The organism is Streptomyces sp. NPDC019443 (assembly GCF_044389785.1).
In the GTDB taxonomy this organism is placed as follows: Bacteria; Actinomycetota; Actinomycetes; order Streptomycetales; family Streptomycetaceae; genus Streptomyces.
Window position 1 is genome coordinate 80,228 of sequence record NZ_JBIRYJ010000008.1, and the last position, 14,019, is coordinate 94,246.

A 14,019-nucleotide genomic window follows, 5' to 3' on the forward strand; every position below is an offset into this window, starting at 1 on the left:
AGCGATGGTGTCCTTGCTGGAGCTGAAGGATATGAAGCTGCCGGAGCTTGTCGAGGCGGCCGAGGGCTGGGCTGACGTCAGCAACCGTGCGTACACGTCTCGCAGAAGAGTCGACCACGAAGTAGTGGCTAAGCTGACTGACACTCAGGAGAGTGTGGCGGCCATATTCGCCGTGATTCGCCTGGGGCGGCTGAGCCGTAACTTTCAGTACATCCACACCGAATGCGGACTGCTCCAGGCTTCGCTCAGCGGTCTGGCTCAGGAATTGGCTGCCCCCCAACGCCGTCTCCTCACGGTGATGGCCGAAGCTCAGTACCGCAAATTCACCGTGCACGACGACGGTTCGGTGAGCTACCCGGCGGCGGGGGAGGAGGTCGACGGTCAGCAGCCTCAAGGCGACACCGTCAAGGGCGCCGACGGCCTGTTTGGGAGTCTCTTCAAGACCCCGATGGCCATGGTGAACCCCAACCCCAACCCGAACGCAGCGGAGGCGCAGCGCATCGCCGACGAGATTGCAAGCGCCCTCAGTGAGGCCACCGAAATAGACGCCGAGTACGCCGCCGCTGTGCGGAGACTCAAGGCGGAACAGGGCCTTGAGGTAACCGAGAACACCTGGGCCGACGTCAGTGGTGACGCGAAGGCCGTCCATGGAGCGGCGGACGATGTCCTCAAGGACGACATTCCGACGGGCGGGACTGCGGTGGAGCGCAAGACTTGGTGGGAAGGGCTTAGCGAGGACGAACGGATTGCCTATCTGGCGGTCTACCCGGACACCGTCGGCAACCTGGACGGCATCCCGGCCGTGGCGCGTGACGAAGCCAATCGCAGCTATTTGCCACAGCTCATGGGCAAGCTTCAGGAGCAAGGCGACGAGACGTCCATGACCAAGCTGGCAGGCCTGCGCAAGATCGACGAGAAGCTGAGGCTGGGGGAGCAGCCCCCCATGTATCTCCTGGGCATCGGAGATCAGGGGAACGGCCGCGCGATCGTCTCGTACGGAAACCCCGATACCTCGAGGAATGTGTCGGCGTATGTCCCCGGGCTGAGCACCAAGCTCGACGATGAGTTCGCTGGTGGCACGCTGAACCGTGCGCGAGACACGGCCGTCGGTGCTCAGGAAGTCCATCCGTCCAGCGCCTCAATCATTTGGCTCGGCTACGACGCACCGCTGAGCGCTGACGTCGCGACCACCAATGACGCAGCGAATGGCGCCCCCGCCTATCAGAGCTTCATGGGCGGGCTCGCGGCGACCAATGAGAATGCCGACCCGCACCTCACCGCCATTGGTCACTCGTACGGCTCGCTAACTGTCGGTACGGCCACACAGCAGCCAGGCGGCATGCCTGACGTCGATGACATCATCCTCCTTGGCAGCCCCGGTGTCGGTGTGGATCGTGCGGAGGACCTGGGCGTCCCCAAGAACCATGTCTTCGTCGGCGCTGCGGAGAACGACGTTGTCACCAAGGCACCCTCCGGGGGCTCGGTCGTAGGTGGAATCGCTGGAGGAGTGACCGGGTTCGTCGTTGGAGGTCCGGGGGGAGCGGTAGCTGGCGCCGCCATCGGTTCGGACCTGGGTGACCCGGGCGACGACGACAACTGGTTCGGCAAGGACCCGGCCAGCGACTCCTTCGGTGCCACCCGGTTCAGGACGGAAGACGGACCGAACGCGCTGTGGAACCTCACAATGGGCGCACACTCGAACTACTTCGACCCCGACAAGGATCAGATGTCTGCGGACAGCATCGCCAACATCGTGGGTGGTAAGCCTGGCGCCATCACTCCGGAGGCCCGGCGATGAGGGCACGTCTCGCTGCCGCTGCCGCGCTGGTGCTGCTCGTCACCGGCTGTGGCCTCACGGAAGGGTCGGGAAGCGCGGAAGAGCGAAAGGCTCCGGATATGAATATGCAAGAGGCGGCAGAACGAGCCGACGCGCTCTTGAACGACACCATCAGCTCCATCAAGCCTCCGGTGAAATGGGCGCACGGTATTTCGACAGACGGCGGCTGCGAGGTGTCCCGGCGGATCTCGGTGACGACCGTCATTTCTCCTGTGAGAATGGGGAGCTTCCTCGGAGCGGTGGAGCGCCACTGGAAAGAGCGCGGATTCACCTACCGGGGATCGAACAAGAGCGAGGAGAGCCCGGCGACCTACTTCCTGACGCCGGACGGCTTTCAGATCAGGGTGCGGTTCGGCTTCCAGGGGCAGGCGCACTTCGAGGTGGCAACGCCCTGCGTCGAAAAGTCCGTAGTCGAACCGCCGAGGCAGGTTCCCAATGGACCCAATTATGACGGCAACAAAGCTCCTCTTCCTAGCGAGCAGTCGGACTTCTGGTCCGCTGGAACACCTGCTCCGGGAAGCTCGCCCAGTACGTGAAAACCCAAGAGCAGGTGAACACGGTGGCGTTGTTTCGGTGGCTTCAGCCGAATCGCCGTTCTTCGGGCGATGGTGCATCGCACGCCTTCAACTTTGCTGACAGCCTCGTAATTCATGACAAAGCGGCCAAGGGGCGGCGAAAGTATCGGTCAGATTCCGGGAGGGCGTGGCACCCGGAGCTCTGCGGCGATTGCTTCTGCGGACTGACAGGCCACGGCCGCCAGCCAGTCTGGCGCAGGAGTTGCCTAGCGGTAGGCATGGGGCGGTGGCGCACTCCCGGACAGATGAGCCGAAGCGGAGCGTCTCCCGGGGTCAAATAATCCCAACCCTCGCCGTGATGAGAAGAACGGCGAGCGCCCGGACTACCTGTCGGAGGACGAGGCACCGGGAATGGACCAATACCCAGGTCCTCCGCGTCTTGATCAACCCGGCTGGAAGGCAAAGAGCGGGAAAGCCCGTACGGGCACTGGGGGTATGGAGCTGTGTGCCCTCGCATCGCCTTCAAGACTCCTGGCGACCCGGGCCCCGCCGACGAGTACCCCTCCCTGACCTCGCAGCCACTTCCCCCAAGTCACCCTCCCCGCAAGCCTCCAAGTCTGCGGCGGGCGGCAGCGAGTCCGACAACGAGCGGCCTGACGCCGCGGCGCCCGTGTCCAAGGATGACAGCAACACCGGCCTCTGGATCGCCCTCGGCGTCGGCGCGGCTGCCCTTATCGGCGCCGCGGTCGCCGTCCCGGCCATCCGCTCCCGCCGCCGCAGCGCCGTCGCGCCTTCGCTGGCCCCGGCCTCCGCGCCGTCGTATCACCAGCAGCCTCCATGTCCGGCCTACGGTCCGGATAGCCACCGACACACAGCAACGGGGAACCATGTCGTTCGACGAGGAATGGACCAGCGCACGATCCAGTGCGACCAGCACGCGACTCAACCGGTTGCCTGCCGAGGGTGGGGGCGGTGGTGGCGGAGCGTCGGACTACAAGGTCACGTCCAAGGACCTGCAGGCCATCGGTAATGAAGCCCAGGAGTTCTTCCACGGTCTCGAAGTCGCTGCCTTCCACGCGGGAGCTAAGACCGACGCCGCCTCCACGAGTCTTGATCAGGACGGCTTTAAGACGGGCGCGGGCATGTGGAGTGGAGGAACACAAGGACAAGGTCGACGATCAGATCCGAGAGCAGCGGACCATTATCTACACCGCAGGTGAGAACAACTCCAAGGCGGCGATGGAAGACTTCCTTCAGCGGCACCAGATCAAGCCCGACAGTGACTTTGGGTAAGACCTGAAGACGTCTGTCAACCTTGGATACATCAATGGTAATTCCAAGGAAGACCAGCAGGGGCAAGACCCCGAGACAGGCACCTAGGTGGATCGAGTGAAGAAGCGTAGTGTCGCGATGTCGGTAATGGTGGTTTCCTTCCTGCTTTGGGGAACTGCGGCGTGTGGTGGTGATTCTGGGCGCGAGGACGCGATCAAGGAGCAGATGTCCACAACTGCTGACAAATTCTGTGGTGGCGCGGTTTCACCGGATGCGGAGCGGGCGCTGGCGCTGCTGACAGGAACGTCCGACCTTCACCCGACAGATGCCGATGAGAACGTGCGCACTACCGCCGACGCGTTGATCGCGGGGTGGGCACCCTTCGGCCCTCCGCCCAAGACCCCAGTTGATCACGACCTGTGCTCGATCTCGACGGAGAAGAACCTTGGTGAAGGGCGAGGAGATGTGCGAATCACGTTCAGTCTCTCGGATGCCGAGCAGGCGAAGGGAGACGGGGAGATCGCGAAGTCGCTGACACCGTACGAGATGGGGGAGCGCGCCTCGATCGGTACTGAGCGGGCCTACATGTGGTTCTCGTGCAAGAGCGCTCAGCTGTCGGGGTCGGAGGAGACCCCAGCTCATATTCTCGGAGCGGTTGAAAACTGGCGCGACCCGCAGGGTGAGGACGGACAGCTGCGTGACGCTAACGCGACGCTGCTGCACTCCACGTCTCTCGCCCTTGCTCGTCAGCTCGCTTGTGAGGGCGATGGGGCACTTCAGTCGAAGCCCGCGCTGAAGCACGCGACGTAGTGTGTTCCGCACGAGCCGAAGAGGTGACATGCGAAACATGCTGAGCAGGCTCATGGTGCCCGCGGCCGTCGTCGTCATGGCGGTGACGACGGGCTGTTCCTCCGACAGCGGTGGCGGGGATAGAGGTCAGGGCAAGCCGGCCGATGAGGTCTGCGGCGCTTTCGCCAAAGATGATGCCGCTTCCGCCGCGCTCAACGCCATCAGTGGAGGAGGGAACTTCACCAGTAGTCTCTCGGAGCCGGAGAAGGTTATCGTTGCCCTCCGTGAGGCTGCGCGAACGCAGTCGAGCGCGCAGGAACGCGCGCAGAGCCGCCACTTCTGCTGGCTCCTCCCCGCCGAGGGGGGAGAGACGGATCTGATTATTGATTTCCGTGAGGTCACGGGCGTTCCGCAGCGGGATGCCCGGCTGGAGGATTCCGTCACCTACTTCTCCACCGGTGGGCTGGCATCATCGTCCGACAGCCTTGCGTCGGTCTTCTTCAAATGCCGTATGAAGGCCCCCGCTCACGAGATCGTCATTGCTGCGCAGCTCCGTGGACCGGCCGGGAACAACGCCTCAAAGAAGGGCATCCGGGGCAACCAGATCACCGTGGCCAACGCCGCCGCACGCAAGGTCGCCGCCGACCTGGGCTGCCAGAACGACACCAAGCTGGTGAGCGGGGTGCCCAAGCCCGCGGCCTGAGCCAGCGCAGAACGCCGGCGGTTCCGGAGGGCGGCAACCGCGGCAGAGGCCGGGTTCTGGAGCGCGGAAGGCACGGTCGCAGCGGTCGCAGTTCTGGAGGGGGTCCGGGCGCTCTTGTTGTCGCGTCGCCGGGAGCGGTGGGGGAAGCATCGCGGTGAGGCGGTGGGTGAGCAGCGCCGCCGGGTGGTGGATCGGGCCTGTGGGGAGAGCGGCGGTGAGAGTGCGGCGTACCGCCTCCGGGGTGATGCCGCGCTCCAGCCAGGCGTCGACCGCCGGGGCAAGGCGTCGCACGTCGCGTTCGGCGAGGAGCAGGCGCGGATCATCGCGCCGTAGGGACGCGACCAGGTCGAAGGCGGCCGCAGTCGCCGACGCGGGTAGTGGTAGGACGGGAGCGGGGCGCGCGGGTTGCGGGCGACTGGGTGGTTGTGTTGGAGGTGAACTCGGCTCCGTGGCATGGGGGTTGTTGTACGAGACCGTACGGGTGATCACCCTGCCCGACGACAGCCGCTCGCGCGTACGGGCGAGGTAGCCGTGAGCCTCCAACTCACGGAGAGCGGCGGCGCAGGGCCGAGGACGGTTCCCCAGCGGTCGGCCAGCACCTCGACGAGCAACAGTCCGCGCCCCGACTCGGCCTCCGGCTCCGAGGGTTCGGGAGTCCGAGGCAGTCTGTCCGCACGGGTGTCGGTGACCTCGATACGTACAGTCTCGGAGTCGCTGAGGGTAAGGGCGAGGCGGAAGTCCCGACCGGATACGCGGCCATGCAGGGCGGCGTTTGCTGCGAGCTCGGCGACGATTTGCTCGGCCGCGTCGAATGGCCGCCCCCAGTCGCTGAGTTGCTGCACAGTCAGACGTCGGGCCAGGCAAGCGCCTCCGCGGGTCGAGGACAGCAGGACCGTGAAGTGGCGGACGCTGGTTGTGGATTGGGTGACTTCCTGGTTCACGTCAGTCAGCGTGGCCAAGCACACCTACGCTGAACAATGGTGCTGCGTCGGCAGCTCGAACGCCTCTTGGAGGTAGGACAGTTGCGGAATGTTGGGATCCAGGTGATGCCCTTGGACCGCGAGGACAACGCCGGTCTCGGCGGTTCGTTCCGGCTGCTGAGGCTGCGAGCGGGTGCCACGGTGGGGCTGAATGAAGTGCAGCTCATTCAGCCGCGTGAGCTCCGATCCCAAAGAGATCCTCTGGGAGAGACATGACCATAACGCCGTTTACCGGAGACCAAGGTTGCGGGCTGGAGTGGCTCAAGAGCACTTACAGCGCGGACGATGGGCCTTCGTGTGTCGAGGTCGCCAACACCCCCGGCACCGTTCACGTACGGGACTCCAAGAACACCCAAGGCCCTCAGCTCGCGTTCGGGCCCGCCACTTGGGCCGACTTCGTCGGCTTCGCCTCTGGAGACTGAGTCGGCCGACGCCGCTCCGAGGCCTGACCAGAGGCGAGAGACCAGGATGTAGGCTCAGATCACGGGCAGTGCTGTCAGTGATTCCTCGGTCATCAGGAAGACGCGGTTGCCGTTGGCCCGGAATCCCCGGATCGGGGCGTGATCTTCTGGCCGGAAGGACGCGAAAAGCCTGCCGCCACCCAGCTCCAACACGTCCACCGACCTGTCATTCACGATCCAGGCGGAGTCGCCCTGCCTCAGGACAGGGCTCTTGGCCTCCCCCACCGCCCCAAGTTCCCAGGTGACGCTGCCGTCCGTCATCGTGAGACGTTTGGCAAATCGGCCGCGCATGGCGTACACCCATTGGCCGTCGACCGTTGGCGTCGACCAGGTCTGGAGATCGTCGTTGTAGTCCCTGTAAGGCTTGGTCGTCCAGATCTCCTTGCCGTCGGAGATACGACGCGCGGTCAGGTTCTTGCCGCCGAAGTAGACCGTGTTGCCGTGGACGGTGGGGGCGTAGGTGACCTCGGCCTTGGAGGGGAATCCCCATACCTTTCTGCCGTTTCTCGTGTCGATCGCCACGATGTCCCCGCCGTTGGCACAGAAGAGGAGACGACCCTGCGCGACGACTCCCCGCGGCCCTCCTCCCGCGAGGACGTCAGCCAGACTGTCAACCGTCCAGCGAATCTTGGCATCGGAGCGGCTTACGGCGCGCAGTCGGCCGTCCGTCGTGACCAGATAGACCGAGTCCTTGTCAGCGGCGAGGACGAATCGGGCCTGGGCGGAGGCTGTCCACTTGCGTTCTCCAGTGGAGGCGACGAAGGTCACCAGCTTGCTTCCGAGGCCGACCGCCGCAATCAGCTGGTCGGACAGGGAAATGTATCCACCGGCAGTGACAACCTCCGGGGCGCTCCAGCGCAACTTCCCGTCGACGACGCTGTGCGCCGCCAGGCCGCCGTTGCGCGCGCCGAAGACGATGACGTCTCGCACAGGCTTGGGTGGCGGTGAGTCTTTGGCGTTCACGGGCAGTGGGCCCCACAGCGGTTTGAGTTCCGCCCCGATGGTGGGCTCGAGCTCACTCGGGCCCAGGGTGCGGGCTTTTGGCGTCTCCACCGCAGGGGGGATGTCGAAGGGACCGGGTGCTGGTTTGCCCTGCGTACCGGAGTCCGAACTCTCGTCGCCGCGCCGCAGCCACCAGACGCCCCCGCCGGCTGCCAGTACGGTCCCGCCTGCCGCGAGCGTGGTCAGAAGTCGGCGGCGGGAGACGGTGTCTGAGGTGTCCGAGCCGGGCTGGGTGGTGAGCTGGTGGACTCCCGTCTCGCGTGCCTTGATGTCATCGGCCAACCTGCCCTGCTGCCAGGCACGTTCCGCGCCACGCGGCGGCGCGAAGGCCGTGGCGATCTGACCGGAGGTGGGTCGCATACCGGCGTCCTTGGCGAGGCATGGGCCGATCAATGCCCGGAGAGTGGGTGAGACCTGTGCCAGGTCCGGTTCGCCGTGCACCACTTCGTACTGAACGGCAGCGACATGGCCGGCGTCGAACGCGCGGCTGCCGCTCGCGGCGAAAGCGAGTACGGCTCCGAGAGAGAACACATCGGCGGGGGGGCCGACCCGCTGCCCGAGGACCTGTTCCGGGGCGCCGTATCCGGGAGTGACCGGGACCTGGCCCGTGGTGGTGAGTGTCAACCCGTGCTCGGGACGGGCGATGCCGAAGTCGATGATGCGCGGTCCGGCCGACGTCATGACGATGTTCGGCGGCTTGAGGTCGCGGTGCACGAGTCCGGCCGTGTGGATGTCGTGGAGTGTGCGGGCGAGTGCCGACGCGAGAGCCCGTACGGTCGCGTCGTCCATGGGCCCGTACGAGCGGATCGCCTCGTCCAGCGTCGGTCCCGCCAGGAACTCGGTGGCGATCCACGGGCGCCCGCCCTCCATCTGCGACCCCAGCACCCGGGCCACGCCCTTGCTGGTCACGGCCTGGGCCATCTGGGCCTCTCGCACGAAGCGCTGGGCAAGACGCTGATCGTGGGCGAGTTCGGGACGCAGCACCTTGACGGCAGCGGTCCGGCCCGTGCCGTCCTGGCCGAAGTAGACCTTGCCCATGCCTCCCTCGCCGAGCACGCCGAGAAGGCGGTACGGGCCGAGGCGGAGCGGGTCACCGGTGCCGAGCGGGTTCATGGGGCGAGGGCTTTCTGTGGGGGTCACTGGAGCGGGAAGGCGCTGAGGGAGTTTCCGCCCAGGGCAATCACGACCTGAGCGCGGTCGTGGGCGACGAAGCGAGTGCCGGTTGTGTCGTACACACGAGAGGCCCTACGGGAGGCGAGCGAGAGGGCCCGCAGACTACGAGATCCCCTCTTGACGTAGATGTGCTCCACGCCGATGACGGGGGGAACGGTGACGTCTACCGCCACGGCCGTCCCCTCCTGGTCCAACCACTCGAAGTCACCGCTGTCCGCCCCGATGCCTTTGATGCTGATGTTCCTCTCCACCGCGTACACGACGCCATTCGCGACAGCCGGTGGTCCGAAGCCATCGGCACGGGGCGAGTCGTGACGCCAGACTTCGCCGCCGTCACTCAGTCGCAGGGCGCGCAACGCTCCCATTCCCAGGTAGACATGCTTGTCGTCCGTCGTCAACATTCCGCGAACCTGGTCCGGCTTGGCACCGGTCATCGGCTTGTCCCAAAGGGCCTTTCCGGTACTAGCGTTGCGGGCGACGACGCGGACGGTCCCCTCGGCGGTCTCCTGGAGCAGGACGAGCCGGTCGCCGACGGCCCGGCCGGTGAGGAAATGCAGCCGCTTGGACCCCTCCGCGCGGGCCGGCAGACGCTGTCTCCACAGCTCCTTGCCGGTACGAGTGTCCAGAGCGGCCAGGAACCAGGGCTGATCGTGCTGGATTCCAGCCTTCTTGTCGGCGCCCTGGCCCATGGCGAGGTAGACGACTCCGTCCCCGACGCACACCAACTGGTTCTCCCGAATGACTCCGTTGAAGTCATTCATCTGAGGAAAGCGCTTCTTCAGCTTGCCATTCGTGAGATCGACCGTCTCGATGACGAGCGGCCAGGCGCGGTCCGTCTCCCCGGCGGACTCTTTCAACTTGCCTATGCGGTAGATCTCCTCGCCGTCGGTAGTGACCTGCCATTGGCGCTCGAGTTCGCCGGTCGTCCACGCGGTCTGCCCGGTTTTAGGGTCGACCGCCGCCAGCCCGCTACTGATGATCAAGGCCAGCAGGTCACCAACAGGGAAGGGGGTCGACGCCGCCGCGGGCCATAGATCCTCTTGAGGACTGCGGACCTGGACCTGCCAGACGTAGTCCTCATCAGGAACCTTCGGGGACGGAGAGGAGATGCCCAGGGTCTTCAATGTGTCGTGCTCAGTCTGATTCCGTGGGCGGAACCACGACCAGGCGCCCGCCCCGGCGCCAGCCACCGCCACGGCCGAACCCCCGCCTATCGTCAGAAGCCTGCGGCGGGACATGGTGGGGGTGCTCTGTGTCGTTGATGCGGTCGCCTCCTGAGCCGGGGCCTGGAGGCGGTACGGGTGGTACTGCCAGACCTCTGCTGCGCGGCGGGCGATTTCTGTGAGGAGGGTGTCGGGGAGGTGGTCGGCGAATTGGCCCTGGCCGTTGTGGAGTTGGGTGGAGAGTTCCAGCGTGGTGGGGCGCTGGCCGGGGTCTTTGGTGAGGCAGCGCGTGAGGATGGGGAGCAGCGACTCTGGTACGCCGGTGAGGTCGGGGTCTGCGTAGCGGACGCGGTACAGCAGGTCCGCCGGCTGGCCCGAGCCGAAGGGACCGTGGCCCGTTGCCGCGCAGGTGAGGACTCCTGCCAGTGCGAAGACGTCGCCCGCCGGTGTGTGTTCCCGGCCCGTGGCCTGCTCGGGAGACATGAAAGCCGGGGTGCCCGCCGCCGCTCCCGTGCGAGTGAGGCGGTCGTCTCCTGCCGCCCGTGCGATGCCGAAGTCGATGATCTTGGGGCCGTAGGCCGTGACCATGACGTTCGAGGGCTTGAGGTCGCGGTGGACGACGCCCGAGGCGTGGAGTTGGGCAAGTGCTCCGGCAAGTGCTGCTCCCAGGGCGCGGACCGACGGCTCGGGGAGCGGGCCGGAGAGGGTGACCGCGGTGTCGAGCGGTGGGCCGAGGACGTACTCCGTTGCCAGCCACGGGGTTTCGGCGATCGGGTCCGCGTCGACGACCGTGGCGCCGTGGTGGCCGCCGATGATGCGGGCCGCGTCGATCTCCAGCCGGAAACGGGAGCGGAAGTCGACGTCGGCCGCGATGCCCGCATGCATCGTCTTCAGCGCGACCGTACGGCCGCCGGCAGAGCGGGCCAGATATACCGTGCCCATACCGCCGCTGCCCAGGCGCGCGGTCAGACGGTATGCGCCCAGCTGGACAGGGTCGTCGTACATCAGAGGCGAAAGCACCGGTCAGATCCTGGGGGAGAGCGGGACGCGGAGCTCCGCGGCGAGTACTTCAGCCGACTGACGGGCAACCGCCGCCACCACCCGGCCCGGCAGCCAGCCGGGGGTGAGCAGCGACGCCGTGGAGTCCAGCACCGTCGCGGTGGGGGCGGGCGACGACGGCGGGAGGGCGTGCAGGACCTCGGGTGCCGTGGGGCGGTCCGCCGGGTCCCTGGTCAGGCAGGCGGAGATCAACCCCCTTAGCGAGTTCGGGAGTTCGGAGCGTTCCGGGACCGTGTGGCCGGTGGCGGCGTACGCGAGGACCGCGCCCAGTGCGTAGATGTCGCCCGGCGGGCGTGGACGGCCGCCCGATGCCTGTTCCGGGGCCAGGCTGCCTGGCTCCAGGCCCGGGAGGCCGGTGCGCTGTTCGCCGTCCGGGGCCGCCGCGCGTACCGCGCCGAAGCATGTCAGGCGTGGGCCGTCGCCGGCCAGGAGTACGGCCGCGGGGGACAGGCCCGCATGCGTGATGCCCGTCGCGTGTGCGCCCGCAAGCGTCTCGGCCAGCGCCGCGCCCAGAGCCCGTACCGTGCGCTCGGGCAGCGGGCCGCCGTGGACGGCCAGGGCTACGGGGAGCGGCAGCGCGGGGAGGTAGGGGGAGGCGTACCAGGGGGCCGTGGACGGGGGCGAGACTTCGGCGACGGGGGAGACCCAGGGGCCCAGCAGGCGGCGGGCCGCGTCGGCCTCGACGAGGAAGCGGCCCGGGTCGGTGCCTTCGAGCGGGGCCCTGACCAGCATTGTGCGTTCGCCGTCCGCGCTGCGCGCGACGAACCGGCGCTCGGGTACGGGCGGGAAGCCGGGGCCGGTCGGATCGAGACGGGTGATCAGGTAGTACGGGCCGATCTGGCGCGGAGTGTCCACGCGGTGCCGTTCCGCCTGTGCTCGTTCCATCTGCGAATCCCCCGGGCTGGTCTCGAATGACAGGAGCCTACTCAAGTCGCGGAACCTGCCCGAAGAGTGGTCGGAGCCTGCCCGGAGAGTGGTCGGCCGACCGTCGCGATTCTGAAGGTCAGGGCGGGCGCGGGACGGTACTCATGCCGGGACGGACAGGACGGTCAGTTCTTCGTGGGAGAGGAGGAACAGACGGTTGCCTTCCGCCGACATAGAGCGAATTGGCCAGTCCTGCGGGTGGAACCATGCGCGCTCACCGCTGTCCTTGCGGACTGCTGCGACCCCCAGGGCGGGGTCCTCGAGGGCACGCGCATAGACGAATCGGCCGTGAACCAGCGGACTTTTCTCGGACGATGTGCGGAAGTTCAGTTCGTGCGTCCAGACCTTCGCGCCGTCGCTCATGCGCCGGCAGTGGAGGACGTTGCCGTCGATCGCGTAGACGAAGGCTCCGGAGACGGTCGCCGGGCTCCAGCGGTTCTTGTTGAGGAGTCCCTGCATGGAAACGGACCACACCTCCTTGCCGTCGCTCAGCCTCACCGCCTTCAATGTGTCGTTGCCCAGCAGGACCAAGTCCTTGTGTATCGCCGGTGTCGTGGGAAAGAGAGCCAGGTCATTGCGGGCCCACACCTTCTTGCCCGTACGACTGTCGAGAACGGCCGCATCACCCGTCGCGCTGTAGAGGGCAAGCCGGTTCCCGGCAACGGCGCCCTGGGCTACGGCGTCGATGTTGGCGCGGATCGGTGAGGGGACGATCCACCGCTGTTTGCGCGTTGCCAGGTTGTAGCAGCGGATCTCTTCGCCGTAGTGGACGTACAGGGAATCTTCGTCCATCGCGATCAGCGTTTCCCACCCCGCGTAATCCGACCATCTCTCCGTTCCAGTGGATGGGTCGAGGCCAAATGTTTCGCCGTGGCTGCTCGCAAGGACCAGCCCGCCGGGCAGGGCGAGGAAGCCCTGCTGCGCGTCGAAATCGGGCTTCGCCCACTTCTGCTTTCCGCTCCCGGCGTCGTACGCAGCGATGCCCTCGTCCGGCATGCCGACGACCACGACGCCTCCCACCGGCAACGGCGGCGGGCTCAACACGTCCGCGACCTCCAGTGGTCCCCACAGCACCACCGGCTCCGTACTGGTCTTCAGGGCGTTCTTGTCCGCCCCGCCGTCCTCCTTGCCCCTCCCCATCAGCCAGGCGGTGGTTCCGCCGCCGGCCGCCAGCACTGCCGCCCCCGTCGCCAGGCCTGCCAGCAGCCGCCGACGGCTCGGCGCGGCCGGTACGACCGTCCCGGGGAGGGTGGCCTGCGCTTTCGCGTTCGCCTCGCGGTGCTGGATATCGGCGGCCATGGCCCCCTGCCGCCAGATCCGATCGGCGCCTCGCGGTGGTGCGAAAGCCGTACGGATCTGCGGGGGGAGGGGACGGTAGGCCGGATCCTTCGCAAGGCATGGCCCGATCAGTACGCGCAAGTGCTCCGGAATGTGGCCGAGGGACGGCTGCCCGTGCACGACTTCGTACTGCACCGCGGCCACATGCGCGCCTTCGTACGCCTGGCGCCCGCTCGCCGCGTACACCAGCACCGCTCCCAGAGAGAAGACGTCCGCCGCCGTTCCGACGCGCTGTCCCAGCACTTGCTCGGGGGCGCCGTAACCCGGTGTCACCGGGGTCTGGCCCGTGGTTGTCAGAGTGAGTCCGTGCTCGGGCCGCGCGATGCCGAAGTCGATGATGCGAGGGCCCCGCGAGGTCAGCACGATGTTCGACGGCTTGAGGTCGCGGTGGATCAGCCCGGTGGCGTGGATGTCCTGGAGCGTGCCGGCGAGCGAGGCGGCGAGCGCGCGGAGAGCCGGTTCGGCGAAGGGGCCGTACGCCTGCACTGCCTGGTCCAGCGTGGGTCCCGCCAGGAACTCCGATGCGATCCAGGGACGGCCGCCCTCGGTCTGGGCCGCGAGGACACGCGCCACGCCCTTGCTCGCCACCGTCCGGGCGGCTTCGGCCTCGCGCAGGAAGCGCTGCACCAGATGCTGGTCATGGGCGAGTTGAGGCAGCAGGACCTTGATGGCCGCGGCCCTGCCCTGGCTGTCGTGGCCGAAGTACACCTGGCCCATGCCGCCCGCGCCGAGTACGCCGACAAGACGGTACGGGCCGAGGCGAAGGGGGTCGCCGGGGCCGAGGGGGTTCATCGGGGTTGCCT

12 protein-coding genes are annotated in these 14,019 nt (G+C 67.1%); 7 read left to right on the plus strand and 5 right to left on the minus strand.

Translation table 11 applies throughout. The features are described 5' to 3' along the window. Positions 1-4 precede the first annotated feature (4 nt). From ACH492_RS24465 to ACH492_RS24485, 5 genes are all read left to right on the plus strand, one after another. Positions 5-1,798 (plus strand): alpha/beta hydrolase, encoded by a 1,794-nt coding sequence (locus tag ACH492_RS24465; RefSeq protein ID WP_398990031.1) that lies wholly within the window; start codon positions 5-7, stop codon positions 1,796-1,798. Then, complete coding sequence (locus tag ACH492_RS24470; RefSeq protein ID WP_398989818.1) at positions 1,795-2,373, plus strand: hypothetical protein; 579 nt, start codon at positions 1,795-1,797, stop codon at positions 2,371-2,373. The genes ACH492_RS24465 and ACH492_RS24470 overlap by 4 nt, the downstream gene beginning before the upstream one ends. A 1,368-nt stretch (positions 2,374-3,741) precedes the next feature. Next, entirely contained in the window at positions 3,742-4,434 is a 693-nt protein-coding gene (locus ACH492_RS24475; protein WP_398989819.1) for a hypothetical protein, read from the plus strand. Positions 4,435-4,462: 28 nt separating this feature from the next. Then, positions 4,463-5,116: a hypothetical protein gene (locus ACH492_RS24480; RefSeq protein WP_398989820.1), complete on the plus strand. Its 654-nt coding sequence runs from the start codon at positions 4,463-4,465 to the stop codon at positions 5,114-5,116. 162 nt (positions 5,117-5,278) lie between these two features. Next, entirely contained in the window at positions 5,279-5,449 is a 171-nt protein-coding gene (locus ACH492_RS24485; protein WP_398989821.1) for a hypothetical protein, read from the plus strand. Between the two features lie 152 nt (positions 5,450-5,601). Here ACH492_RS24485 and ACH492_RS24490 read toward each other — a convergent pair whose 3' ends face one another. Further along, a complete protein-coding gene (locus ACH492_RS24490; RefSeq protein WP_398989822.1) occupies positions 5,602-6,057 on the minus strand; it encodes an ATP-binding protein in 456 nt (151 codons plus the stop codon). 36 nt (positions 6,058-6,093) lie between these two features. On the opposite strand from ACH492_RS24490, the gene ACH492_RS24495 reads away from it, so the two are divergent. Beyond that, positions 6,094-6,312, plus strand: coding sequence for a Scr1 family TA system antitoxin-like transcriptional regulator (locus tag ACH492_RS24495; RefSeq protein ID WP_398989823.1), 219 nt, complete (start codon positions 6,094-6,096; stop codon positions 6,310-6,312). Continuing rightward, positions 6,309-6,518, plus strand: a complete 210-nt coding sequence (locus tag ACH492_RS24500) for a DUF397 domain-containing protein (protein ID WP_398989824.1) — start codon at positions 6,309-6,311, stop codon at positions 6,516-6,518. Before ACH492_RS24495 ends, ACH492_RS24500 begins: the two co-directional genes overlap by 4 nt. A gap of 54 nt (positions 6,519-6,572) precedes the next feature. Here ACH492_RS24500 and ACH492_RS24505 read toward each other — a convergent pair whose 3' ends face one another. The 4 genes from ACH492_RS24505 to ACH492_RS24520 form a co-directional block, all read right to left on the minus strand. Then, entirely contained in the window at positions 6,573-8,672 is a 2,100-nt protein-coding gene (locus ACH492_RS24505; RefSeq protein WP_398989825.1) for a serine/threonine-protein kinase, read from the minus strand. 23 nt (positions 8,673-8,695) lie between these two features. Continuing rightward, positions 8,696-10,915 (minus strand): protein kinase, encoded by a 2,220-nt coding sequence (locus ACH492_RS24510; RefSeq protein ID WP_398989826.1) that lies wholly within the window; start codon positions 10,913-10,915, stop codon positions 8,696-8,698. Positions 10,916-10,918: 3 nt separating this feature from the next. Then, positions 10,919-11,839, minus strand: coding sequence for a serine/threonine protein kinase (locus ACH492_RS24515; RefSeq protein WP_398989827.1), 921 nt, complete (start codon positions 11,837-11,839; stop codon positions 10,919-10,921). A 141-nt stretch (positions 11,840-11,980) separates the two neighbouring features. Continuing rightward, a complete protein-coding gene (locus ACH492_RS24520) occupies positions 11,981-14,008 on the minus strand; it encodes a protein kinase (protein WP_398989828.1) in 2,028 nt (675 codons plus the stop codon). Positions 14,009-14,019 lie beyond the last annotated feature (11 nt).

What these genes read in the sequence shown, in the direction of transcription:
- ACH492_RS24465 (WP_398990031.1), top strand. Translation starts at nt 5, where the DNA reads ATGGTGTCCTTGCTGGAGCTGAAGGATATGAAGCTGCCGGAGCTTGTC.
- ACH492_RS24470 (WP_398989818.1), top strand. Translation starts at nt 1,795, where the DNA reads ATGAGGGCACGTCTCGCTGCCGCTGCCGCGCTGGTGCTGCTCGTCACC.
- ACH492_RS24480 (WP_398989820.1), top strand. Translation starts at nt 4,463, where the DNA reads ATGCGAAACATGCTGAGCAGGCTCATGGTGCCCGCGGCCGTCGTCGTC.
- ACH492_RS24495 (WP_398989823.1), top strand. Translation starts at nt 6,094, where the DNA reads ATGGTGCTGCGTCGGCAGCTCGAACGCCTCTTGGAGGTAGGACAGTTG.
- ACH492_RS24500 (WP_398989824.1), top strand. Translation starts at nt 6,309, where the DNA reads ATGACCATAACGCCGTTTACCGGAGACCAAGGTTGCGGGCTGGAGTGG.
- ACH492_RS24505 (WP_398989825.1), bottom strand. Translation starts at nt 8,672, where the DNA reads ATGAACCCGCTCGGCACCGGTGACCCGCTCCGCCTCGGCCCGTACCGC.
- ACH492_RS24515 (WP_398989827.1), bottom strand. Translation starts at nt 11,839, where the DNA reads ATGGAACGAGCACAGGCGGAACGGCACCGCGTGGACACTCCGCGCCAG.
- ACH492_RS24520 (WP_398989828.1), bottom strand. Translation starts at nt 14,008, where the DNA reads ATGAACCCCCTCGGCCCCGGCGACCCCCTTCGCCTCGGCCCGTACCGT.